Source organism: Enterococcus sp. AZ197 (assembly GCF_050556405.1).
GTDB classification, from domain to species: Bacteria; Bacillota; Bacilli; order Lactobacillales; family Enterococcaceae; genus Enterococcus; species Enterococcus faecalis.
Map to the genome: position 1 here is coordinate 957,648 of NZ_CP187873.1, position 20,704 is coordinate 978,351.

The 20,704-nt window shown below is 37.9% G+C and carries 25 protein-coding genes; 16 read left to right on the forward strand and 9 right to left on the reverse strand.

Annotated elements, in window-relative coordinates:
- Positions 1-187 precede the first annotated feature (187 nt).
- The 4 genes from IGK82_RS04725 to IGK82_RS04740 are packed head-to-tail and all read right to left on the reverse strand — an operon-like array spanning position 188 to position 3,217.
- Complete coding sequence (locus IGK82_RS04725; RefSeq protein ID WP_002384721.1) at positions 188-853, reverse strand: amino acid ABC transporter permease; 666 nt, start codon at positions 851-853, stop codon at positions 188-190.
- An 11-nt stretch (positions 854-864) separates the two neighbouring features.
- The gene (locus IGK82_RS04730) at positions 865-1,578 is read right to left on the reverse strand and encodes an amino acid ABC transporter permease (protein ID WP_002366455.1); all 714 of its coding nucleotides are present in this window, start codon (positions 1,576-1,578) and stop codon (positions 865-867) included.
- Between the two features lie 45 nt (positions 1,579-1,623).
- On the reverse strand, positions 1,624-2,451 hold the full coding sequence (locus IGK82_RS04735; protein ID WP_002360586.1) for a transporter substrate-binding domain-containing protein: 828 nt from the start codon (positions 2,449-2,451) through the stop codon (positions 1,624-1,626).
- A 34-nt stretch (positions 2,452-2,485) separates the two neighbouring features.
- Positions 2,486-3,217 (reverse strand): amino acid ABC transporter ATP-binding protein, encoded by a 732-nt coding sequence (locus tag IGK82_RS04740; RefSeq protein ID WP_002360585.1) that lies wholly within the window; start codon positions 3,215-3,217, stop codon positions 2,486-2,488.
- Between the two features lie 264 nt (positions 3,218-3,481).
- Between IGK82_RS04740 and racE the strand changes: the two genes are divergently transcribed.
- Genes racE through IGK82_RS04755 form a run of 3 tightly spaced genes read left to right on the forward strand, consistent with a single transcriptional unit; the run spans position 3,482 to position 6,182 of the window.
- Positions 3,482-4,309 (forward strand): glutamate racemase, encoded by an 828-nt coding sequence (racE, locus tag IGK82_RS04745; protein WP_002358027.1) that lies wholly within the window; start codon positions 3,482-3,484, stop codon positions 4,307-4,309.
- Positions 4,302-5,657 carry a ribonuclease PH gene (gene rph, locus IGK82_RS04750; RefSeq protein ID WP_002358026.1) on the forward strand — a complete coding sequence of 452 codons (1,356 nt, stop codon included), beginning with the start codon at positions 4,302-4,304 and terminating at the stop codon, positions 5,655-5,657. The genes racE and rph overlap by 8 nt, the downstream gene beginning before the upstream one ends.
- Before the next feature lie 12 nt (positions 5,658-5,669).
- Positions 5,670-6,182, forward strand: a complete 513-nt coding sequence (locus tag IGK82_RS04755) for a metallophosphoesterase (RefSeq protein WP_002386618.1) — start codon at positions 5,670-5,672, stop codon at positions 6,180-6,182.
- Between the two features lie 93 nt (positions 6,183-6,275).
- Here the strand turns inward: IGK82_RS04755 and IGK82_RS04760 are convergent, their stop codons facing one another.
- Positions 6,276-7,040, reverse strand: coding sequence for a DeoR/GlpR family DNA-binding transcription regulator (locus tag IGK82_RS04760; protein WP_016622270.1), 765 nt, complete (start codon positions 7,038-7,040; stop codon positions 6,276-6,278).
- Positions 7,041-7,233: 193 nt separating this feature from the next.
- Here IGK82_RS04760 and ulaG point away from each other — a divergent pair, with 193 nt between their 5' ends.
- The 10 genes from ulaG (at position 7,234) to IGK82_RS04810 (ending at position 15,541) form a co-directional block, all read left to right on the forward strand.
- A complete protein-coding gene (ulaG, locus tag IGK82_RS04765; RefSeq protein WP_002360582.1) occupies positions 7,234-8,301 on the forward strand; it encodes an L-ascorbate 6-phosphate lactonase in 1,068 nt (355 codons plus the stop codon).
- A 17-nt stretch (positions 8,302-8,318) separates the two neighbouring features.
- Positions 8,319-8,777 (forward strand): PTS sugar transporter subunit IIA, encoded by a 459-nt coding sequence (locus tag IGK82_RS04770; RefSeq protein ID WP_002365501.1) that lies wholly within the window; start codon positions 8,319-8,321, stop codon positions 8,775-8,777.
- Positions 8,778-8,789: 12 nt separating this feature from the next.
- Positions 8,790-10,277, forward strand: coding sequence for a PTS ascorbate transporter subunit IIC (locus IGK82_RS04775; protein ID WP_430605158.1), 1,488 nt, complete (start codon positions 8,790-8,792; stop codon positions 10,275-10,277).
- 14 nt (positions 10,278-10,291) lie between these two features.
- Positions 10,292-10,591, forward strand: a complete 300-nt coding sequence (locus IGK82_RS04780) for a PTS sugar transporter subunit IIB (RefSeq protein ID WP_002358018.1) — start codon at positions 10,292-10,294, stop codon at positions 10,589-10,591.
- Positions 10,592-10,604: 13 nt separating this feature from the next.
- Positions 10,605-11,243 carry a 3-keto-L-gulonate-6-phosphate decarboxylase UlaD gene (locus tag IGK82_RS04785; protein WP_002381985.1) on the forward strand — a complete coding sequence of 213 codons (639 nt, stop codon included), beginning with the start codon at positions 10,605-10,607 and terminating at the stop codon, positions 11,241-11,243.
- Between the two features lie 4 nt (positions 11,244-11,247).
- Positions 11,248-12,108 carry an L-ribulose-5-phosphate 3-epimerase gene (locus tag IGK82_RS04790; RefSeq protein ID WP_002358016.1) on the forward strand — a complete coding sequence of 287 codons (861 nt, stop codon included), beginning with the start codon at positions 11,248-11,250 and terminating at the stop codon, positions 12,106-12,108.
- Positions 12,098-12,808: an L-ribulose-5-phosphate 4-epimerase gene (locus IGK82_RS04795; RefSeq protein WP_002358015.1), complete on the forward strand. Its 711-nt coding sequence runs from the start codon at positions 12,098-12,100 to the stop codon at positions 12,806-12,808. The genes IGK82_RS04790 and IGK82_RS04795 overlap by 11 nt, the downstream gene beginning before the upstream one ends.
- 256 nt (positions 12,809-13,064) lie before the next feature.
- Positions 13,065-13,553: a cyclic-di-AMP-binding protein CbpB gene (cbpB, locus tag IGK82_RS04800; RefSeq protein WP_002358013.1), complete on the forward strand. Its 489-nt coding sequence runs from the start codon at positions 13,065-13,067 to the stop codon at positions 13,551-13,553.
- Between the two features lie 80 nt (positions 13,554-13,633).
- Positions 13,634-14,335: a 2,3,4,5-tetrahydropyridine-2,6-dicarboxylate N-acetyltransferase gene (gene dapD / locus IGK82_RS04805; protein ID WP_002358012.1), complete on the forward strand. Its 702-nt coding sequence runs from the start codon at positions 13,634-13,636 to the stop codon at positions 14,333-14,335.
- A gap of 36 nt (positions 14,336-14,371) precedes the next feature.
- A complete protein-coding gene (locus IGK82_RS04810; protein WP_002394176.1) occupies positions 14,372-15,541 on the forward strand; it encodes an N-acetyldiaminopimelate deacetylase in 1,170 nt (389 codons plus the stop codon).
- Between the two features lie 44 nt (positions 15,542-15,585).
- On the opposite strand, the gene IGK82_RS04815 is transcribed toward IGK82_RS04810, so the two are convergent.
- Entirely contained in the window at positions 15,586-16,506 is a 921-nt protein-coding gene (locus IGK82_RS04815) for a mechanosensitive ion channel family protein (RefSeq protein WP_002382128.1), read from the reverse strand.
- A 169-nt stretch (positions 16,507-16,675) separates the two neighbouring features.
- Between IGK82_RS04815 and IGK82_RS04820 the strand changes: the two genes are divergently transcribed.
- Positions 16,676-17,038: a hypothetical protein gene (locus IGK82_RS04820; protein ID WP_002358008.1), complete on the forward strand. Its 363-nt coding sequence runs from the start codon at positions 16,676-16,678 to the stop codon at positions 17,036-17,038.
- Between the two features lie 28 nt (positions 17,039-17,066).
- A complete protein-coding gene (locus tag IGK82_RS04825; RefSeq protein ID WP_002384710.1) occupies positions 17,067-17,939 on the forward strand; it encodes an aldo/keto reductase in 873 nt (290 codons plus the stop codon).
- Positions 17,940-17,989: 50 nt separating this feature from the next.
- On the opposite strand, the gene IGK82_RS04830 is transcribed toward IGK82_RS04825, so the two are convergent.
- Positions 17,990-18,712: a gamma-glutamyl-gamma-aminobutyrate hydrolase family protein gene (locus IGK82_RS04830; RefSeq protein WP_002358005.1), complete on the reverse strand. Its 723-nt coding sequence runs from the start codon at positions 18,710-18,712 to the stop codon at positions 17,990-17,992.
- 142 nt (positions 18,713-18,854) lie between these two features.
- The gene (gene gloA, locus IGK82_RS04835; protein ID WP_002358003.1) at positions 18,855-19,229 is read right to left on the reverse strand and encodes a lactoylglutathione lyase; all 375 of its coding nucleotides are present in this window, start codon (positions 19,227-19,229) and stop codon (positions 18,855-18,857) included.
- Positions 19,230-19,377: 148 nt separating this feature from the next.
- Here gloA and IGK82_RS04840 point away from each other — a divergent pair, with 148 nt between their 5' ends.
- On the forward strand, positions 19,378-19,824 hold the full coding sequence (locus IGK82_RS04840; protein WP_002363716.1) for an NUDIX hydrolase: 447 nt from the start codon (positions 19,378-19,380) through the stop codon (positions 19,822-19,824).
- Between the two features lie 63 nt (positions 19,825-19,887).
- Here IGK82_RS04840 and yidA read toward each other — a convergent pair whose 3' ends face one another.
- On the reverse strand, positions 19,888-20,700 hold the full coding sequence (gene yidA / locus IGK82_RS04845) for a sugar-phosphatase (RefSeq protein WP_002360571.1): 813 nt from the start codon (positions 20,698-20,700) through the stop codon (positions 19,888-19,890).
- Positions 20,701-20,704: the final 4 nt, after the last annotated feature.

A 20,704-nucleotide genomic window follows, 5' to 3' on the forward strand; every position in this document is an offset into this window, starting at 1 on the left:
CAGGAAAGTGGGGCATAAGTCGAAATGACTTATGCCCCACTTTCTAAATCTTAAGATAATCAGCTGAACAAAAGCAGCTCCAAGAAATAAGCCGAAATTCTCCAAAAATTAAAGAACAATTTTCGGAAATTCCTTCTTATTTCTTGGAGCTAAACACTTTTGTCTCAGCCTCCTATTTTTAACTACATTAATAACTTTTCGCCCAATTTCGTGAAAGCCAACGTGAAAATTGTGAGATACTAAAGTTAATAATGAAATAAATTAGGGCGACGATTCCGTAAATAGTGAATACTTGTCCTGTTTGTGCGTAGCGCCCCATTAAGATATAAGATTTGCCAAAGAGTTCTTGCAAAGCAATCACGGAATACAAGAAACTTGTATCCTTGATGACAGTAACAAACTGAGAAACGATCGCTGGTAAAACATTGCGAATGGCTTGAGGCAAAACAATATGATAAAGAATTTGCCAATTTGAAAAACCTTGAGAACGCGCCGCTTCAATTTGGCCTTTATCGACCCCATTTAAACCACCACGAATAATTTCCGCTAAAGCAGCGGTAGTAAACACAGTAAAACTCACAATTCCAGCAGGTGTGGATTTGATTTTGAAAATCAAAAAAATAACATAAATCCACAATAAGTTTGGAATATTACGCACTACTTCTACATAAATACTGGCAAGTAACTTCAGTGGTCCATTGGTTTGATTTCGCAAAACGGCTAGAATGGTGCCAAAAATCGTACTCAAAATAATTGAGACGAAGGAAATATAGAGCGTCAATTTTAAGCCGTTAAATAGAAATTGAAAATTATTTGCTGTCAGTAATTGACGCATTTCTTCTGAAAAAGGCATCTGTTTTCCTCCTATCTACTATATGCTTTCTTATTTTTTTCTTCCATTTTTCTAGCCAAATTCGCTAATGGGAAGCAAAGAATGAAATATAAGAAGCCAGCGAGCGCAAAGGCGGGAATGTAGTTCAAGTTGACAGACGACCAACTATTGGCAGCAAACATTACGTCAGCGCCAGAAATAATGGCAACTGTTGACGTATTTTTAATTAGATTCACGACTTGATTAGTTAAAGGCGGTAACATAATCCGCCATGCTTGTGGTAAAATCACATACCGCATCGTTTGACCATACGTTAATCCTTGGGAGTAAGCCGCTTCAAATTGCCCTCTTGGGACAGCTCCGATTCCTGAGCGAACCACTTCAGAAATGTAGGCGCCGTGATAGAAGCCTACACACAGAATGGCAATCGTAGTAATAGAAAATGAAAGCAGCGGGCTTAGCAGAGGAAAGCCATAATAGACTACGATAAATTGAATCAACAAAGGTGTGTTTTGAAAAAATTCTACATAGACACGACTAATTGCGTGTAAAAGTTTACTTTTGGTCGCTGATAAACTGCCAAAGAAAATGCCTAAAGCAAAGGCAACTAAGATCGCTCCTAAAGAAAGCAGAATAGTATAGAGAAATGCCTGACCAAAAATTCGCCAATCTTGAAATAAAGCTTCCCAACGATATAAGGCAAATGGCCCTTCTTCAAGCCAGGAAATATTGGCTAACAAAAACATAAAAATCCCTCCTAAAATTTTTGATTCTTCAAGTCTTAGGAATGATTAATTTTTTAAGCCCCAGTCTTGATAAATTTTTTCTAGTGTGCCGTCTTTCTCCCATTTTTCAATTAAACCATTTAGATAATCATTTAATTCAGTATTTGCTTTCTTTGTAGTAATTCCATATTCTTGTGGCGAAAAACCATCTTTTAAAATTTCTGTCTTGCCATCCACATAGCCAGATAGGATTGATTTATCCACTGAAAATGCATCAATTCGTTTAGAAGTTAACGCTGTTTTTAATTCTGGATAGGAACCTAATTCTTGATAAGTAAATTTGATTCCTTCCTCTTGCGCTTTTTTCTCTAAGTTTTCTTTTGTCGTAGCAGATTGTGCAACGCCGATTGTTTTTCCGTCTAAATCTTTCATGCTGGAGAAGTTATCCTCTTTGCGCACAAGGAAACCAATCTCATCTGTATAATAAGGAGTTGTAAAATTATAAGTCTTTTTACGTTCATCAGTAATTGTAAATGTAGCAATTACCATATCTAGTTCACCATTGTCTAAAAGGGGACCGCGCGTTTTCGCTGTCACGCCCACAAATTCCACATTCTCTTCGCTGCCGGTAATTTCTTTCGCAATCAAGCGTGCAATATCTGGTTCCATTCCTTCATTTTTGTTTGTATCAGGATTCATATAGCCAAAATTAGGAATGTCTTCTTTGACACCTACTTTAATTTTCCCTGCTTTTTTTAATTGTTCTACTGTGACCGTTTTGTTTGATGAAGCACTTTTTGAAGTTGAGTCATTGTTGCCGCTACCACAGCCCACAATGATGCCTGCTAATACAAGTAAGGAGAGTCCAGCCAGCCATTTATTTTGTTTTTTCATTCCTTCATTCCTCCAATTTTTTGTTTTTTATTCATTACCCGTTATGAATAATTTTACTTAGAAATTCTTTTGCACGAGGGTTTTCAGTGCTTGTAAAGAAATGTTCAGGCGTTCCTTGTTCAATAATCTGTCCTTGGTCCATGAAGATTACACGGTCAGCCACTTGACGAGCAAAGCCCATCTCATGTGTGACACAAACCATGGTAATATTTTGTTTGGAAAGATCGACCATTACATCTAAAACTTCTTGAATCATTTCTGGATCAAGTGCCGAAGTCGGTTCATCAAAAAGGATAATCTCAGGATGCATATTTAAGGCACGAGCAATAGCGACCCGTTGTTGCTGCCCGCCAGAAAGCTGCGAAGGATAAGCAGAAGCTTTATCAGCCAAACCGACTCGTTCTAAATACTCCATGCCAGTACGAACCGCTTCGTCTTTGGAAACGCCCATCACTTTAATCGGTGCTAACGTTAAATTATCAATAATCGTTTTGTGAGCATATAAGTTAAAATTTTGAAAGACCATGGCAACTTTCTGGCGAACCTTTTGAATCGGTGCTTTCGGTTTGGTGATGTCAATGTTATCAATTACGACGGAACCATCATTGACTTTTTCCAATTGGTTCATACACCGAATTAATGTACTTTTGCCAGAGCCAGAGGGTCCGATAATGACAATTTTTTCTCCTTGTTCTACATTTAAAGTAATATCTTTTAAAACGTGATGCTCCCCAAAATACTTATTTACATGTTCTAAAGAAATCATAGGCAGTCTCCTTTGCAATCATTTGGCAGAAAAGATAACAGAGGATTCGGTGAGAAACATGTTATTTAAATTAAATTAACCAAATGTATTTCTAATTGTATTCTCAATGTTAGGAATTATAACATACAAAAAAATGAATTACTAGTTTTTTAATCGAAAAAGATTTCCTTCAAAAAAAGAAATAAATGAGAGCAAAACAGGAAAAATTGACAATAGTCCTTAAAAAGTAGAAAATAAAGGCAGTGAATAAAAGGCAAAGGTAGGATGAGAATGAGCAATCAAGAAGCCATTGGATTAATTGATTCTGGCGTTGGTGGATTAACTGTTTTAAAGGAAGCGCTAAAACAATTACCAAATGAACGATTAATTTATTTAGGAGATACAGCCCGTTGCCCATATGGTCCACGACCAGCCGAACAAGTCGTTCAGTTTACTTGGGAAATGGCCGATTTTTTATTGAAAAAACGAATAAAAATGCTAGTAATCGCATGTAATACCGCGACGGCTGTCGCATTAGAAGAAATTAAAGCTGCCTTGCCAATTCCAGTTGTCGGTGTTATTTTACCTGGCGCACGAGCAGCCGTTAAAGTCACAAAAAATAACAAAATTGGTGTCATAGGTACCTTAGGGACAATCAAAAGTGCTTCCTATGAAATCGCCATTAAAAGTAAGGCACCAGCAATTGAGGTGACTAGTTTAGCTTGCCCTAAATTTGTCCCCATTGTTGAAAGTAATCAATATCGTTCTTCCGTAGCAAAAAAAATTGTGGCAGAAACACTTCAAGCACTACAATTAAAAGGACTTGATACGTTGATTTTAGGTTGTACCCATTACCCGTTGTTACGTCCGGTGATTCAAAATGTGATGGGGAGTCATGTGACATTAATTGACTCAGGAGCCGAAACAGTTGGCGAAGTCAGCATGCTTCTCGATTATTTTGACATTGCCCACACGCCTGAAGCGCCTACACAGCCCCATGAATTTTATACAACTGGTTCTGCAAAAATGTTTGAAGAGATTGCAAGCAGTTGGCTTGGTATAGAGAACTTAAAAGCACAACAGATTCACTTAGGAGGAAACGAAAATGATTAGACATGATAGTCGTGCACCAAAAGAATTGCGAAAGATCACTATTGAAACCAATGTTTTTAAACATCCAGAAGGTTCGGTGGTTATTTCGTTTGGCGATACCAAAGTAATTTGCTCAGCCACTGTCGAAGAAAAGGTTCCCCCATTTTTACGAGGCGCGGGAACAGGTTGGGTAGCAGCTGAATATAGCATGCTCCCTCGCGCGACGAACACAAGAAATATTCGGGAAAGTGCGAAAGGAAAATTAACAGGGCGAACAATGGAGATTCAACGTTTGATTGGGCGGTCATTGCGAGCTGTTGTTGACTTAGAAAAGTTAGGGGAACGGAGCATTGTTGTCGATTGTGATGTGATTCAAGCAGATGGGGGAACCCGTACTGCTAGTATTACAGGCGCTTTTGTTGCTCTACGCTTAGCAGTTAATCATTTATTGATGACTGGTGCGCTAGCGGAAGACCCAATTAAAGAGCATTTAGCTGCTGTCAGCGTGGGTATTTTACCCGATGGTTATTGTGTGCTGGACTTAGATTACGCAGAGGACTCGAATGCTGCAGTGGATATGAACATCGTGATGACCGAGTCTGGTGAATTTGTGGAAATTCAAGGAACGGGTGAAGAAGCTACCTTCTCAGGAGATGAGTTAAATGCCATGCTCTTTTATGGAAAAACAGGGATCGAGGAATTAATTGCGTATCAGAAAGAAGCGCTTTATGCTTTAGCCTCTGAAGAAGTCCCTTCGCAAGATTCAGAAGAGAAAGTGATTGTCATTGCAACTAGAAATCCTGGTAAAGCGAAAGAGTTTAGTTCAATTTTTGGTGAAAAAGGATATACGGTTAAGACGTTATTAGATTATCCGAATTTGCCAGATGTAGAAGAAACTGGTCGAACATTTGAAGAAAATGCTCGTCTAAAAGCTGAAACAATTGCAGAAATTTTACAGAAACCAGTATTAGCAGATGATTCAGGATTAATTGTTGATGCGTTAGGGGGAATGCCAGGAATCTATTCTGCTCGTTTTGCTGGTGAACCAACTAACGATGCTTCAAATAATGCGAAACTATTGCACGAGTTAACGGGCGTGCCAAAAGAAAAAAGACAAGCGCGTTTCCATTGTACATTGGTTTTTGCTGAACCAAAGAAAGAAAGTCTGGTGGTCGAAGCTGAATGGCCAGGAGAAGTCGGCACGATTCCTCGTGGTGAAGGAGGCTTTGGGTACGATTCACTTTTCTATGTTCCAGAGCTTGGTAAGACAGCAGCTGAATTGTCTGGAGAAGAGAAAAATAAAGTCAGTCATCGTGGACAAGCAGTGGCAAAATTAAAAGAACAATGGGAAGAATGGCTAAAAAAATAGGAGTTGAAACGTATGAAAATCTTGGTAGTAAGCGATAACCATGGCGATCGCGACTGTTTGGTTGACTTAGTGAATCATTATGAAGGACAAGTCGATGCACTCTTTCACTGTGGTGATTCTGAATTAGAACCGACAGATGAACTTTGGCAAAAATTCATTGTAGTCCAAGGAAATTGTGATTTTTATGATGAATTTCCCAAAACTGTGACTAAAAAAGTGGGGGATCAAGTTATTTATATGACACATGGTCATTTGGCCAATGTTAGAATGGGGCTCACGACACTTGCTTTACAGGCGGAAGAAGCAGGAGCGACAATTGCCTTATTTGGTCACACTCATGTACTCGGTGCAGAGCGACACAATAACATTCTCTTTGTTAATCCGGGAAGTATTCGTTTACCTCGTGGACCAGTTCAAGAGAAAACATATGCCATAATTGAAAGTACACCTGAACAATATCTCGTTCAGTACTATAACAAAGAGCACCAACCATTGGAACGATTAAAGGCAACGTTTACGAAGTAAGTGAATGTTAAGAAATAAGTGCTACTTTTTTATTTATCAGATTTTGAGCGTAGGACAAAAATCTCTTTTTGATTTTTGTCCTACGCTCTTTTTTTAGTCGACTTGGATAACCTTTAAGCCGGTCTTACGAAGTTCTGTAATTAAAGTTGATGAGCAATGTTTGTCTGTAATCAAACAATCAAAAGCGGTAATATCAGCAATTTTAAATTTAGATGTCAAGCCGATTTTTCGATGGTCCGCGACCAAAATTTTTACTTTTGTTGTTTGTTTTATCATAAGCTCATTAATTTTTGCTTCATTGAAAATTTTTGTAGTGACGCCATGTTCTAAACTGACCCCGCTACAGCCAATTACGCAAACATCGGCATGCGTTGCGGTGATTGTGTTAATGGCAACATCTCCTACCAGAACTTCTTTGGGAAAACGTAATTCGCCTCCGGTCAAAATATAATTGTATTGAGAAACATGAGGCTTGGTGGCAATTTTTAAATTATTCGTTACGATGGTCAGATGATCGGCCTTTAAATAATGGAGAATATTCAAAGCAGTGGAACTTGAATTAATGAAAACGGTATCATAATCACTTAGATAGCTACAAGCAACACGAGCAATGGCTTGTTTTAATAATTCCGGTCCTGATTGATCAAAGTCTTTCTGATTTTGGTCGTTGTAAATACAATACCCATATTTTCGAATGATGTCATTCTTAGTTTCTAAGACATTTAAATCACGACGAATTGTGCTTAAGGAAACATTTAAAGCATCTGCTAATTTATAGGTAGTCATTTGTTTGTTTTTTTGCAGCAGCGCGAGAATGTTTTGTTGCCTTTTTTCAATGGTTTCTAATGAACTTTTCAAGTAATACAACCTCCTTTAGTTATTTTTTTGGACACGGTCCCCCATGAAATAGTATAACTCATAGGAAAACAAAACACGTAAAAGAATCATTAAAAGTGCAAACAATCATATAAAAGGGTTTTCATTGTGATTTTTTGCGGCTATGATTTTCTTATAAAGCATAACACAATCATTTGAGAAGAGGAGTGGTAGCATGAGCAAATCGATTCATGAAATTACAAAAGAAAGTTGGTTGAAGGCGACATTTCCGGAATGGGGCACTTATTTAAACGAAGAAATTAATCAGACAAATGTGCTTCAAGGAACGGTTGCACTTTGGTGGCTTGGTTGTACAGGCATTTGGCTGAAAACGCATGAGAACACGAATATTTTATGTGATTTATGGTGTGGAACAGGAAAACAAACGCACGGGAACGGCTTAATGAAAAATGGCCATCAAATGATGCGCATGAGTGGTTGCCAAAAAATGCAACCTAATTTAAGAACACAACCTTTTGTGATTGATCCTTTTGAAATAAAAGAGGTAGATGCTTTAGTTGTCACACATATTCATTCAGACCATTTGGATATTCACACAGCTGCTGCTGTTCATCAAAACTGTCCTAAGGCTCTATTTATTGGTCCAAAAGAAGTAGTGAAAACATGGCAGCGTTGGGGTGTTCCGGCAGAAAAAACACGGGTTATAGAACCTGGTCAAGAAATAAAAGTGAATGATGTGAATGTAGTGGCCTTGGAAGCTTTTGATCGAACCGCGCTAATTACTTCTGATGATCCTGAAAATACATTTAAAGGTAAAATGCCTCAGGACATGAATGAACTAGCTGTCAATTATCTATTTGAAACCTCAGGTGGTACGGTATATCACGCCGGAGACTCTCATTATTCTAACTTGTTTGCGAAACATGGTAATCAATATGCAATTGATGTTTGCTTAGGAGCATATGGCGAAAATCCTCGCGGTATCACAGATAAAATAACTTCTGTTGATATGTTGAGAATGGCAGAATCTTTAAATGCGAAAGTAGTCATTCCTGTTCATTATGATATTTGGTCTAATTTTATGGCGGATCCAAAAGAAATCATGGAAATTTGGAAATTTAAAAAAGATCGTTTACATTATCAATTTAAACCATATATTTGGCAAGTGGGTGGCAAATTTGTTTATCCAGATGACAAAGACAACTTAGAATTTAACTTTGATCGTGGCTTTGATGATGTTTTTGTTAAAGAAAATGATACACCATTTCCTTCATTCTTGTAAGAAAGGCTGGATGTACAATGTTAACTTATTTTTGGGAGCAAGAGCTTATTCATTACTCTGATAAAGAACCGGTTAGTTGGCAAGAGGCGATTCAGGAAAGTTGTTTGATTTTACTCCAAAAACACATTATCGATCAGAGTTACGTCGATGAGATTATCCAGTGTGTCGAAACGTTTGGACCTTATATCATCATTGCTCCTGAAGTAGCCATGCCACATTCATCAGAGGAAAGCGCAGGCGTTTTTGGAACGGCCATTTCTTTTACAAAATTTAAGCAAGCAGTCACTTTTGCTGGCGATCAAGAAGCAAAAACAGCAACCTTATTTTTTACATTGGCAGCCCAAAATCCCGCCGAACATCTGGAAAATATCCAGCAATTGATGGATTTATTGATGACGGATGGCGTGATTGCTGACTTGTTAGAAACAAACACGCCAATGGATTTTAAAGAAGTTATGGAGAAATATCAATTATAGGGGGAAAAATCAATGGGGGAGTTCTTGTTAAATAGTTGGACTTATTTTGCTACAAACGTTTTAACACAGCCAGCATATTTGATTGGTTTCATCGTGTTATTAGGTTATCTCTTGTTACGGAGGCCCTTTTATGAATGTTTAGCAGGTTTTCTGAAAGCGACAGTTGGTTATTTTATTTTGAGTGTTGGTTCTGGTGGTTTGGTTAATAATTTTCGCCCTATTCTAGTAGGCTTGAAAGAGCGATTTAATTTACAGGCAATGGTTACCGATCCATATTTCGGGCAAAATGCAGTCGATGCCGGATTGATGAAAACCTTTGGACGAACCTTTGGTGATGTGATGATTTTGTTATTAATCGCATTTATTATGAATATTTTGTTGGTTCGTTTTCAAAAATATACAAAATTGAGAGCCGTTTTTACAACAGGGAATGTTCAGATTCAACAAGCAGCTACCGCTTTCTGGATTTTACTCTTTTGTTTTCCTAACTTAGGTAGAATCGAAGTACTAATTTTTATGGGCTTAATTCTTGGGTGTTATTGGGCAGTTGCTTCAAATTTAACGGTAGGGATTACGCAGGAATTAACAGAAGGTGCTGGTTTTGCGGTAGCCCATCAACAAATGTTTGGCATATTTATTTTTGCAAAATTAGCAGAATGGTTGAAAAAACGTGATCAAAAGAAACATCGTTCAGAGAAGGTCGATAAAAAATTGGAAGATATCGAATTACCAGGATTTCTATCCATTTTTAATGAAAATATGGTTGCTACGTCCATTTTGATGCTCTTTTTCTTTGGCATTATCTTGCTTGTTTTGGGACAAGATTATTTAATTCAAGCTAAATTTATGCAAGAAGGGCAGAGTTTCTTCTTTTATATCATGACCACTTCATTAAATTTTGCTGTCTATTTAGCTATCTTACAATTAGGCGTTAGAACCTTTGTCGACGAGTTGACGCAGTCATTCCAAGGGATTTCAAATACCATTTTACCAGGCGCTGTTCCTGGGATTGATGTAGCAGCGACTTTCGGGTTTGGCTCGCCCAACGCAGTAACAATTGGGTTTCTCTTTGGCGCATTAGGCCAGTTTTTAATGATTGGCTTACTGATTCTATTAAAGTCTCCGACAATCGTTATTGCGGGTTTTATCCCATTGTTTTTTGATAACGCTGTCATAGCTGTTTATGCAAATAATCGTGGTGGAGTAAAAGCTGCTTGTTTATTCCCCTTCCTTTCAGGTTTAATCCAAGTAGGTGGCTCAGCTTTATTTGCTACATGGATTGGATTATCTCAATATGGCGGTTATTTGGGCATGTTCGATTGGGCAACAGCTTGGCCGTTATTTACAATCATTATGAAAGTTCTAGGCTATGTTGGCGTAGCAGTGGTGGTGATTGGGTTACTAATAATTTCGCAACTTCAGTATCGTAGAAATCCAGAAGGTTACTTTATGATTGTCAATGATTATGAACAATATGCTAAAAAATTTCAAGAGAATTAAAGGAGGAATTTAAAATGAGAATACTTGTTTCCTGTGCCAATGGTTCTGGCACGAGTCTAATGATGATGCGGAGTGTTGAAAAAGCAATGAAAGAACTAGGCGTACCGATTACAAAAATTCATCATTGCGCCATTTCAGAAGGAAAAAGCTCTGCTAGCCAATACGACGTTGTTTTTACTCCAGTCAATTTTTTACAAATGTTTCAGCAAGCAGAAAAACGTGGAGTCACAGTGATTGGCATTAAAAATGTAATGTCTGCAAAAGAAATTCAAGAAAAATATATGGCTTCAGATCGTTATCAAAAATCTGAATAAAAGGGTGGGAAAGATGAAAAGACCAAACTTACAAATCGCTTTAGATCATAATAGCTTAGAAGACGCTTTAGCAGATTGTATGAAAGTTGGAGAAATTGTCGATATTATCGAAGTTGGCACTATTTTGTGTTTACAAGAAGGCCAAAAAGCAATTCGTTGTTTAAAACGCATGTTTCCTAATAAAACGATTGTTGCTGATACAAAATGTGCTGATGCGGGTGGTACAGTTGCTCGTAATGTCGCACAAGCAGGCGCTGATTTCATGACGGTCATTTGTTGCGCCACCTTACCAACGATGGCTGCAGCTCAAAAAGAAGTCCGAGAATTACAAGTAGAACTATATGGAAATTGGACAATGCAACAAGCTCGACAATGGCGAGAATTAGGGATTAATCAGGTGATTTATCATCAAAGTAGAGATGCTCTTTTAGCTGGCGGCAGCTGGGGAGAAAAAGATTTGAATAAAGTTCAAGAACTAATTGACTTAGGCTTTGAAGTGTCCGTCACAGGTGGTTTAACTGTCGAAACGCTTGAATTGTTTCAAACAATGGCAGTTGCAACATTTATTGCGGGCCGTGGGATTACTGAATCAAAAAATCCTGAACAAGCAGCCAAAGATTTTCAAAAAAAAATCGATCAGATTTGGAAGTGATAAAATGGCACGAATTGGACTGTATGAAAAAGCACTCCCGCAAAATTTAACTTGGGCAGAACGATTAACATGGGCCAAAAAGTTAGGGTTTGATTTTTTAGAAATGTCAATTGATGAATCCGATGAACGTTTAGCACGATTGGCTTGGACACCAAGCCAGTTACAAGAACTTTCTCAATTAATGGTGAAAGAAGATTTTTTTATCCATTCTTTGTGTTTAAGTGGTCATCGGCGGTTCCCTTTAGGCTCTTTAAATAAAGAAACACGTGAAAAAGGACGGAAAATTTTATCTCAAGCGATTCGTTTGGCTCATCAATTAAACATACGGGTAATTCAAATAGCTGGCTATGACGTCTTTTACGAAGAAAAAACTGCCGAAACAAGGGAATTTTTTCTTCAAGGTCTGAAAAAGGGCGTTGAGGAAGCTGCACAATACGGTGTCATTCTGGCTGTTGAGATTATGGATGACCCTTTTATGAATAGCATACAAAAATTTCTAGAAATTAAGGAACAAATTCCGTCTCCTTTTTTGCATGTCTATCCTGATTTAGGTAATTTGTCTGCTTGGCCGGAAAATAATCCGGCGGTTGAGCTTGAAAAGGGAATTGCTGAAATCGCTGCTATTCACTTAAAAGATACCTTCGCTGTAACAGACACATTTGAAGGGAAGTTTCGGGAAGTTACTTTTGGAGAAGGCTGTGTTGATTTTACAGGCTTATTGAAAACACTCAAGCGTTTAAACTATAGTGGTCCTTTTTTAATTGAAATGTGGAATGAAACGGATTTGAATTTTCAAGAAAAAATTCAAGCCGCGCAGCAGTATCTCTATCCCAAATTAGCAGAGGTGGGTTATTATGAACAATAAAGCGATCATCCAAGCAATGAAACAACGTGTTTATGAAGCGAATCTGGCTTTGCCAAAACTGGGCTTAGTCAAATTAACGTGGGGCAATGTTAGTGAAATCAATCGGTCATTAGGGATTATCGTAATTAAACCAAGCGGCGTCAAGTATCAAGAAATGTCCAAGGAACAGATGGTAGTGACTGATTTAAACGGACAACTATTGGAAACCAATGCATTAAAGCCGTCTTCTGATTTACCCACGCATCTTTATCTTTATCAAAAAATGCCAGAAATTGGAGCGATTGCGCACACGCACTCCCTGAATAGTGTTACGTGGGCTCAAGCAGGGCGAGCCTTACCTCCTTACGGTACCACCCATGCGGATGCTTTTTATGGCGCTGTACCTTGCACAAGAGCGCTCTCTGAAAGTGAAATTAAAGAAAACTATGAAGAAGAGACTGGCAAAGTCATTGTTGAAACATTTCATGAACAAGAACTAGATCCTTTAGCAGTTCCAGGAGTGCTAGTTTATGGACATGGCCCATTTACTTGGGGAATGACTCCGGAAAAAGCAGTTGAAAACAGCTTGATTTTAGATGAAATCTGTTCAATGGCACGTTTGACGGAAATAATTAATCCAGCTGTTGAACCAATTGATCATTTTTTATTGGATAAACACTATCTTAGAAAACATGGGATTTCCGCTTATTATGGTCAGTGATGGCTGTGATGAAACGTGTGAAAAAGAAGGATAATTGACTGATTAATTGGTCTTTTATAAAAACTTAGTTGTCTGTTATGGGACAACTAAGTTTTTATTTTTTTAAGAAAGCGTTCTCTTTTTTTGGGGAGAATAGAACAAAACGTTAATTTTCGTTTGTTAAGTTATGAAGAATTTGCGAATTCCAAGACTTTTTCCGCAGAATTAGGTACAATAAGTTACGTGTTAAAGAATTAGAAATGGAGGCAACCCAATCATGATAGGGACTGCTGTAAAAGAATTATTATTAGAAAAACAAGAAACGTTTTTAGTACCCGCCGAAAATGTCGCCAATGTAATGTGTTTAAATCCGTTAAGTCACGCGGCATTAGTCTTATCGCAAGTTCGCTATTCCAAGATTCCTGTGTTAGATAAGGGAGATCGCTTTGTTGGCTTAATCGGCTTGACAGACGTTGTAGATAAAATGTTTGATTTGACTTCAGTGGATTTTGAAAAATTGAATGAATTTACTGTGGCCGATGTAATGGAAGTCAATGTTCCTGTAATTGGTGAATCGTGGGATTTAGAAGAAGTGTTACATTTATTAGTAGATGCTTCTTTTTTACCAGTGGTTGATGATAATCAACGCTTTAAAGGTATCATTACACGCAAAGAAATTTTAAAAGCGGTCAATCATATGGCGCATGAATTAGAAAAACATCATCTTGTTCTGCCTAAATCAGAAGAAGAAATGAAAGTAATTTAAATAAAACGCAAGAAACTCTTTACTTTTTTCTCATAAATGCGTTATTCTGTATGATAACACGAAGTAAAGGAGTGCTGTGATTGGACGCATATGAGATTATTCAGTATATTGGCGATGCCAAAAAGCAAACGCCTGTTAAAGTAACACTGAAAGGGCAATTAAAAGAAGTCACGTTTCCGGAAACAATTAAGGTCTTTAATAATTGTAAAACTGGGACATTGTTTGGCGATTGGGCTGACGTAAAACCTTTTTTAGAAGCAAACAAAGAAAAAATTGAGGATTATGTTGTAGAAAACGATGCACGTAACTCAGCAATTCCTTTTCTTGATCTGAAAGACATTAATGCTCGGATTGAACCAGGTGCTTTGATTCGCGAAAAAGTTGAAATTGGCGATCAAGCGGTGATTATGATGGGGGCTATTCTAAATATTGGCGCCGTCGTTGGTGCAGGGACTATGATTGATATGGGCGCTGTTTTGGGCGGTCGTGCAACTGTAGGGAAGCATTGTCATATTGGCGCAGGAACGGTTTTAGCTGGTGTCATTGAACCACCAAGTGCCGCACCTGTGGTTATTGAAAACGAGGTTGTCATTGGAGCGAATGCGGTCGTACTAGAAGGGGTTCGTGTTGGTGAAGGTGCCGTTGTGGCTGCTGGGGCAGTAGTTGTGGAAGACGTTCCAGCGCATACCGTTGTTGCAGGCGTGCCAGCAAAAGTAATTAAACAAATTGATGATAAAACCAAGAGTAAAACAGAGATTTTAGAAGAATTACGTAAACTCTAAAAATAAATTAGTCAGTCGCGATGAAGAAACTTCTTCATGGCGGCTTTCGATTACCCAAAAAATGAAGGAGTGGCTTTTGTGGAGCAAGAAGAATTAATTGCGATTAGACGGCAACTACATCAAATACCTGAAATCGGTTTAGAAGAAAAGGAAACACAAGCCTTTTTACTTAATGAAATTGATAAAATGAAGCAACCTTATCTGCAAGTTCGAACATGGCAAACGGGGATTTTAGTCTTCATAGAAGGCAAAAATCCTCAGAAAACCATCGGCTGGCGTGCTGATATTGATGGTTTACCTATTCAAGAGGAAGTGATTTCTGCTTTTCAATCAAAACGACCAGGGTTTATGCATGCCTGTGGGCACGATTTTCACATGACAATCGGTTTAGGGGTTTTGAAAGAATTAAGTCAACAGCAACCAGACAATAACTTTTTATTTTTATTTCAACCTGCTGAAGAAAATGAAGCAGGGGGGATGTTGATGTATGAAGACCATGCGTTTGGTGAGTGGTTACCTGATGAATTTTATGCGCTTCATGTTAATCCTGATTTGCCAGTCGGAACTATTAGTACCAGAGTAGGGACATTGTTTGCTGCCACTTGTGAAGTGAACATTACCTTAAAAGGAAAAGGTGGACATGCGGCTTTTCCGCATCAAGCGAATGATATGGTCTTAGCGGCCACCAATTTAATTCAGCAAGCGCAAACGATCGTTAGTCGAAATGTTGATCCTGTGGTTGGGGCAGTCGTTACTTTTGGGACTTTTCATGCAGGGACTGCCTGCAATGTGATTGCCGAAGAAGCAACTTTATCTGGTACAATTCGCACATTGACAGCAGAAACTAATGAACAAACGCAGCGAAGAATTCGCGAAATTAGTGAAGGTATTGCGCAATCTTTTCAATGTGAAGTAACTGTTCATCTTGATCAGAAAGGGTATTTACCTGTAGTGAATGAGCCCGCATGTACCACGAATTTTATTGAATATATAAGCAAACAAGCAACAGTTCAATTTCAACAAGCACCGGTTGCAATGACAGGTGAAGATTTTGGCTATCTATTGTCTAAAGTCCCAGGCACGATGTTTTGGTTAGGCGTGGCAAGTCCCTACAGCCTTCATTCTGCTAAGTTTGAACCGAACGAAGAGGCGTTATTGTTTGGAGTGGAGGCAGTTAGTGGGTTTTTAAAATCATTGGACAATTAGAAAAACAGCCACCAGATAACTAATAAATATCTGGGGGCTGTTTTTTATTTTGCAATAATGGGCGTATTGGGAATCGTAAAGCCGGCCTCTGTTAATGCTTTGATATATTGGGCTAGAAATTCTTCTTTGACCGCAAATTGTTTGCCGTTTAGTACATACATGGTCGTTCGCACCGCAAAGTTGCCATTGCCTAAATCGACCATACCAAAAATATCTGGCCCAGTTTGAATACTTTCGATATACTTTTCTTTTAATGTTTCATTGACTTCTGTAATCACTTCACAAATTTTTTCATAACCTTCTTCAGGATTGATGCGGACATCAATTAACACTTGCATATTGGCACGAGACAGGTTACTGATTGTGGTGATGTTTCGGTTTGGAATAAAATGAACAGTTCCATCAACCGCTTTAATTTGAGTGGTTCGTAATCCGACAGAAGTAACAGTTCCTTCAATATTTAACGCCAATAAGCGAATATAATCGCCTACATCCATTTGTTGTTCTAAAATAATGAAAAATCCGGTAATTAAGTCATTCATGAATCCTTGGGCCCCTAAACCAATGGCAACACCGGCAATTCCCGCTCCGGCTAATAATGAGCCAACAGGCACACCGACAATGGTCAAAAGAGAATAGATGAAGAAAAAGAACAGCGTATATTGAAATGCATTAATGATTAAAGTGTGTAATGTTTTTAAACGGCTTTCACTAAAATGTTGCTTTTTACTATAATTTGCATAGGTGCGATCAATTAAATATTTCCCGATTCGCTGAATAATAAAAAATAGAAAAATTAAAAATAAAATTGATAAACTTTTTTCAATTAAGGTAGCGACAATGGCATCCCAATTAATATTGTTCCAAAAGCGTTGTAGCGCGCTCACTTTTTTTACGGTCGCTTCTGCTAAATCAGGAGCAGAAGAATCGACTGTTTCAGTACTGGCTAAACCAAGTATCAACATAAAAATCCAACTTTCTCTAAAATTTCTTCTTTTAGTATACTAAATCTCTCGGCGAAAGGGGAAGAAAATAGAAAGTTTTTTTAAAGACTTAACATGTTTTTTTAGGAATGTTATAATTTTGTAAATAAATAATATATTTTATAATTTTGTTAAAGGTTGTGAGTGCTGCGTGAAAGTTTCAATTGAATGGGCAAAAAATGATTTACTTTCTAAATTACCTGTAACAATTTTTATTGATGAGCGATGTGCTACTCGCTTGACGGCTGACAAGCGACGAACATTTATCTTCCATAATCCAGTCGCTTTACGATTAGGGAGTCGTTTTTTTAGTAGTCAGATAATCGAAATTGCGGAATCATGTACATTGAAAGTTTCCTTTAATTGGTCCTGTGTTTATCTCTTTTGTATCTGGTTACTTGCAGTTAAACTGTGGATTGGAAGCGTTAGCGGTCGAACAATTGTAGTTGTGGCACTAATCGGAGTGCTGACCTATTGGCGTCGTTATTTATTGAAAATAAAGAAAATGACCTGACGAGTCGTGATTGTTTCGTGAAAGAAGAATGCGTAGTATACTAAAAGTAATGAAAATGAAGGGACTGAAGAAACACATGACTTTGGATAAAACAAAAAAATTAGCAAACGGCAATGAAATGCCACGCCTAGGTTTAGGTGTTTGGCGTGTAGAAGATGGCTCAGAAGCAACAAATTCAGTAAAATGGGCTTTAAAAGCGGGTTATCGCTTGATTGATACGGCAGCCGTTTATAAAAACGAAGTAGGGGTGGGCGAAGGTATTCGTCAATCGGGTATTCCCCGCGAAGAAATTTTCGTGACGACGAAATTATGGAATGAAGATCAAGGCTATGAAAATGCGATTAAAGCATTTGATAAAAGCTTAGAAAAATTAGGGTTAGACTATGTTGATTTATATTTAATTCACTGGCCTGTTGCTGGTAAATATAAAGAATCATGGAAAGCATTAGAAGAAATTTACGCAAGTGGTCGTGCCAAAGCAATTGGCGTTTCCAATTTTCATCAACATCATTTGGAAGATTTATTAACAGAAGCAAATGTTGTGCCAATGGTGGATCAAATTGAATTACATCCTACGTTAACACAAGAACCGCTACGAAAATATTTAGCCGAAAATAAGATTGCCGTGGAGGCTTGGTCTCCTCTAGGACAAGGTAATTTATTATCTGAACCAGTACTAGTGAAAATTGGTGAAAAATATGGTAAATCAGCGGCCCAAGTGATTATTCGTTGGCACTTACAAAATGATATTATCGTGATTCCTAAATCTGTTCACGAAAAAAGAATTCAGGAAAATTTTGCTGTCTTTGATTTTGAATTAACACCAGAAGAAATAACCGCAATTAATCAGTTAAATAAGGATCATCGTTTTGGTGCAGATCCAGATAATTTTGATTTTTAAGTATGATAGCAAGTAAAAACGGAGGGGCGAAAGACGTCCCTCCGTTTTTACTATAATTTTTGAACAAAGTAGTTAAAGAGTGCTTGGGATTTAGCATCACGTGCGTACATTAGTTCAGGATGCCATTGAACAGCTAATAAAGGCTGCTGTTCATTTGTTGATTCCACTGCTTCTGCAAGGCCATCAGAGGACCAAGCAGTAACGCGTAAATCTTTTCCTAAAGTATGTAGTGCTTGGTGATGGTACGAGTTGACTTGACCAGTTGTACCATATATGTTTGATAATTGACTGTCTGGTTCAACATCAATACGATGCGTCGCAAAGATTGGTTGAGTGGGTTGTTGTCCGTGCTTAACTGACCATTGAGGATACATCGATAAATCTTGATATAATGTGCCACCTAAAGCAACATTGACTAATTGCATTCCACGGCAAACCGCAAAAATAGGTTTGTTTTGTTTTAAGGCTTCTTCAATTAGGGCTAACTCAAACTCGTCACGATCACGATTCGTTTCTTCTAATTTTATATGGGGTTCTTGTCCGTAAAATTCAGGGGCAACATCTTGACCGCCTGCTAAAAGTAGTTTATCAATTTGTTGTATATACGTAGCGGCTAATTCTTTGGGGCCAATTGGCAAAACGAGAGGAACGCCACCTGCGGCTTGAACAGCGCTAACAAAACCTTGTGGGGTGTAAGTCACTTGGTTACCGTGAAACACTTCAGCTGCCTGCAAAAGTTGATTGCCAGCGATTCCAATAATTTTTTTTGTCATAATAACATCACATCCTCAATAAATTCATACGTTCTATTGTAGCACTTTTTTTGAAAAAAGTGTTTGAGAAGAAGTCGAGACAAGTTTTGTCTCGGACAGCTCTCAAACACAAAAAGCTCAGTAAGTGAACAAGTGAAACTTTTTAACGTTCACGAATGACTTCGATTTTATAACCATCTGGGTCGACAACAAAGTAATAAGATGGTGCAGTTCCAGGTAAGCCTTTTAAGTCAGTAACAGTTAAGCCAGCCGCTTGATGTTTTTCGTGTAATCCTTCTAAATCATCTGTACTGATGGCGATATGACCATAACCGTTTCCTAAATCGTATGCTTCATGATCATAATTATAAGTTAGTTCTAGTTCGTAGTCGTCTCCTGGTAAAGTTAGATAAACCAAAGTAAATTTATTTTCTGGAAAATCACGACGGCGACTTTCTTCAAAATTGAAGGCTTTTTGATAGAAATCTAATGATGCCTCTAAATCTTTTACACGCACACATGTATGAGCCATTTTCATAGTTAAAAACTCCCTTTCAAACTTAATTATATTTCCAACGTTAATAGTAGCATAGATAAACGTGAAATGTAGAGAAAAACGCTTGGTTTCTGACTTGTTCTAAAGGAATTTCTCAGGTAAAATAGATGAAAAGAGAAGAGGTGCGCCAATGAAAACGCCAACGTTTGGAAAAAGAGAAGAGACATTGACCTATCAAACAAGATATGCTGCATACATTATTGTTTCAAAGCCAGAAAATAACACAATGGTTCTGGTACAAGCGCCAAATGGAGCTTATTTTTTACCAGGAGGCGAAATTGAAGGCACCGAAACGAAAGAAGAAGCGATCCATCGAGAAGTGCTAGAAGAATTAGGAATTAGTGTAGAAATTGGCCGTTATTTAGGGGAAGCTGATGAATATTTTTATTCGAACCATCGCCAAACTGCCTATTATAATCCTGGCTATTTTTATGTAGCGAATACTTGGCGGCAACTTAGCGAACCCTTAGAAAGGACCAATACTTTACACTGGGTTGCACCAGAAGAAGCAGTCCGTTTATTAAAAAGAGGAAGCCACCGCTGGGCCGTTGAAAAATGGCTAGCGGCAGCATCATAAAATAACGAATAACCCTCAATCTATGTTGATTAGATTGAGGGTTATTGTTATTGAAAAGAATGTTTAAATTAAAACCATTTTTTCAATAATTTGAGCGACACCATCTTCGTCATTACTAGTGGTATGCACATCGGCAATTGTTTTAACATTTTCTGTCGCATTGCCCATCGCAACACCAATCCCAGCGTAATCAATCATGGATAAGTCATTTTCATTGTCACCAATGGCCATCACTTCGTCTTTATTTAAGCCTAAATGGTCTGCCAATTTTGCTAGAGCATTGCCTTTGCTAGCATTTTTATTCATGATTTCATAGTAAAAAGGCGTACTTTTAACAGTCGTATATTTTTCGGTAAAATGTAATGGTAATTTTGCAATGGCAGGATCTAAAACTTCTGGCTCATCAATCATCATCATTTTAATAATGTTCATCTCTGGTGTCATTTCATCCACCGTACGATATTTCAAAGGCATGTTCACTAAAGATGCTTCGTGAATCGTATATTTACCAATATTGCGATTGGCAGTGTAAATAGCGGAATCATCAATTGTGTGCAAGTGAGCGCCGACTTTACGAGAATACATTTCAATTTCTAAAAAATCCTCATAACTCAAGGTATAGCGTGAAATAATCGCATTATCTTTGGTTGCTTGGACAAGCGAACCGTTGTAGGTAATCACGAAATCATTTTCACCATATAAGGCTAATTCATCCAATTGTTCTTTCACGCCTGGCAAAGGACGGCCTGTACATAAAACAATACGAACGCCTTGATCATTTGCTTTTTGGAGCGCTTCTTTGACCCGTGGGGTAATCTTGTGTTGTGAATTTAGCAATGTTCCGTCGATATCAATAGCAACTAACTTAATTGACATAGAA

What these genes read in the sequence shown, in the direction of transcription:
- IGK82_RS04725 (WP_002384721.1), bottom strand. Translation starts at nt 853, where the DNA reads ATGCCTTTTTCAGAAGAAATGCGTCAATTACTGACAGCAAATAATTTT.
- IGK82_RS04730 (WP_002366455.1), bottom strand. Translation starts at nt 1,578, where the DNA reads ATGTTTTTGTTAGCCAATATTTCCTGGCTTGAAGAAGGGCCATTTGCC.
- IGK82_RS04735 (WP_002360586.1), bottom strand. Translation starts at nt 2,451, where the DNA reads ATGAAAAAACAAAATAAATGGCTGGCTGGACTCTCCTTACTTGTATTA.
- IGK82_RS04740 (WP_002360585.1), bottom strand. Translation starts at nt 3,217, where the DNA reads ATGATTTCTTTAGAACATGTAAATAAGTATTTTGGGGAGCATCACGTT.
- racE (WP_002358027.1), top strand. Translation starts at nt 3,482, where the DNA reads ATGAGAATGAGCAATCAAGAAGCCATTGGATTAATTGATTCTGGCGTT.
- rph (WP_002358026.1), top strand. Translation starts at nt 4,302, where the DNA reads ATGATTAGACATGATAGTCGTGCACCAAAAGAATTGCGAAAGATCACT.
- IGK82_RS04755 (WP_002386618.1), top strand. Translation starts at nt 5,670, where the DNA reads ATGAAAATCTTGGTAGTAAGCGATAACCATGGCGATCGCGACTGTTTG.
- ulaG (WP_002360582.1), top strand. Translation starts at nt 7,234, where the DNA reads ATGAGCAAATCGATTCATGAAATTACAAAAGAAAGTTGGTTGAAGGCG.
- IGK82_RS04770 (WP_002365501.1), top strand. Translation starts at nt 8,319, where the DNA reads ATGTTAACTTATTTTTGGGAGCAAGAGCTTATTCATTACTCTGATAAA.
- IGK82_RS04775 (WP_430605158.1), top strand. Translation starts at nt 8,790, where the DNA reads ATGGGGGAGTTCTTGTTAAATAGTTGGACTTATTTTGCTACAAACGTT.
- IGK82_RS04780 (WP_002358018.1), top strand. Translation starts at nt 10,292, where the DNA reads ATGAGAATACTTGTTTCCTGTGCCAATGGTTCTGGCACGAGTCTAATG.
- IGK82_RS04785 (WP_002381985.1), top strand. Translation starts at nt 10,605, where the DNA reads ATGAAAAGACCAAACTTACAAATCGCTTTAGATCATAATAGCTTAGAA.
- IGK82_RS04790 (WP_002358016.1), top strand. Translation starts at nt 11,248, where the DNA reads ATGGCACGAATTGGACTGTATGAAAAAGCACTCCCGCAAAATTTAACT.
- IGK82_RS04795 (WP_002358015.1), top strand. Translation starts at nt 12,098, where the DNA reads ATGAACAATAAAGCGATCATCCAAGCAATGAAACAACGTGTTTATGAA.
- cbpB (WP_002358013.1), top strand. Translation starts at nt 13,065, where the DNA reads ATGATAGGGACTGCTGTAAAAGAATTATTATTAGAAAAACAAGAAACG.
- IGK82_RS04810 (WP_002394176.1), top strand. Translation starts at nt 14,372, where the DNA reads ATGGCGGCTTTCGATTACCCAAAAAATGAAGGAGTGGCTTTTGTGGAG.
- IGK82_RS04815 (WP_002382128.1), bottom strand. Translation starts at nt 16,506, where the DNA reads ATGTTGATACTTGGTTTAGCCAGTACTGAAACAGTCGATTCTTCTGCT.
- IGK82_RS04825 (WP_002384710.1), top strand. Translation starts at nt 17,067, where the DNA reads ATGCGTAGTATACTAAAAGTAATGAAAATGAAGGGACTGAAGAAACAC.
- IGK82_RS04830 (WP_002358005.1), bottom strand. Translation starts at nt 18,712, where the DNA reads ATGACAAAAAAAATTATTGGAATCGCTGGCAATCAACTTTTGCAGGCA.
- gloA (WP_002358003.1), bottom strand. Translation starts at nt 19,229, where the DNA reads ATGAAAATGGCTCATACATGTGTGCGTGTAAAAGATTTAGAGGCATCA.
- IGK82_RS04840 (WP_002363716.1), top strand. Translation starts at nt 19,378, where the DNA reads ATGAAAACGCCAACGTTTGGAAAAAGAGAAGAGACATTGACCTATCAA.
- yidA (WP_002360571.1), bottom strand. Translation starts at nt 20,700, where the DNA reads ATGTCAATTAAGTTAGTTGCTATTGATATCGACGGAACATTGCTAAAT.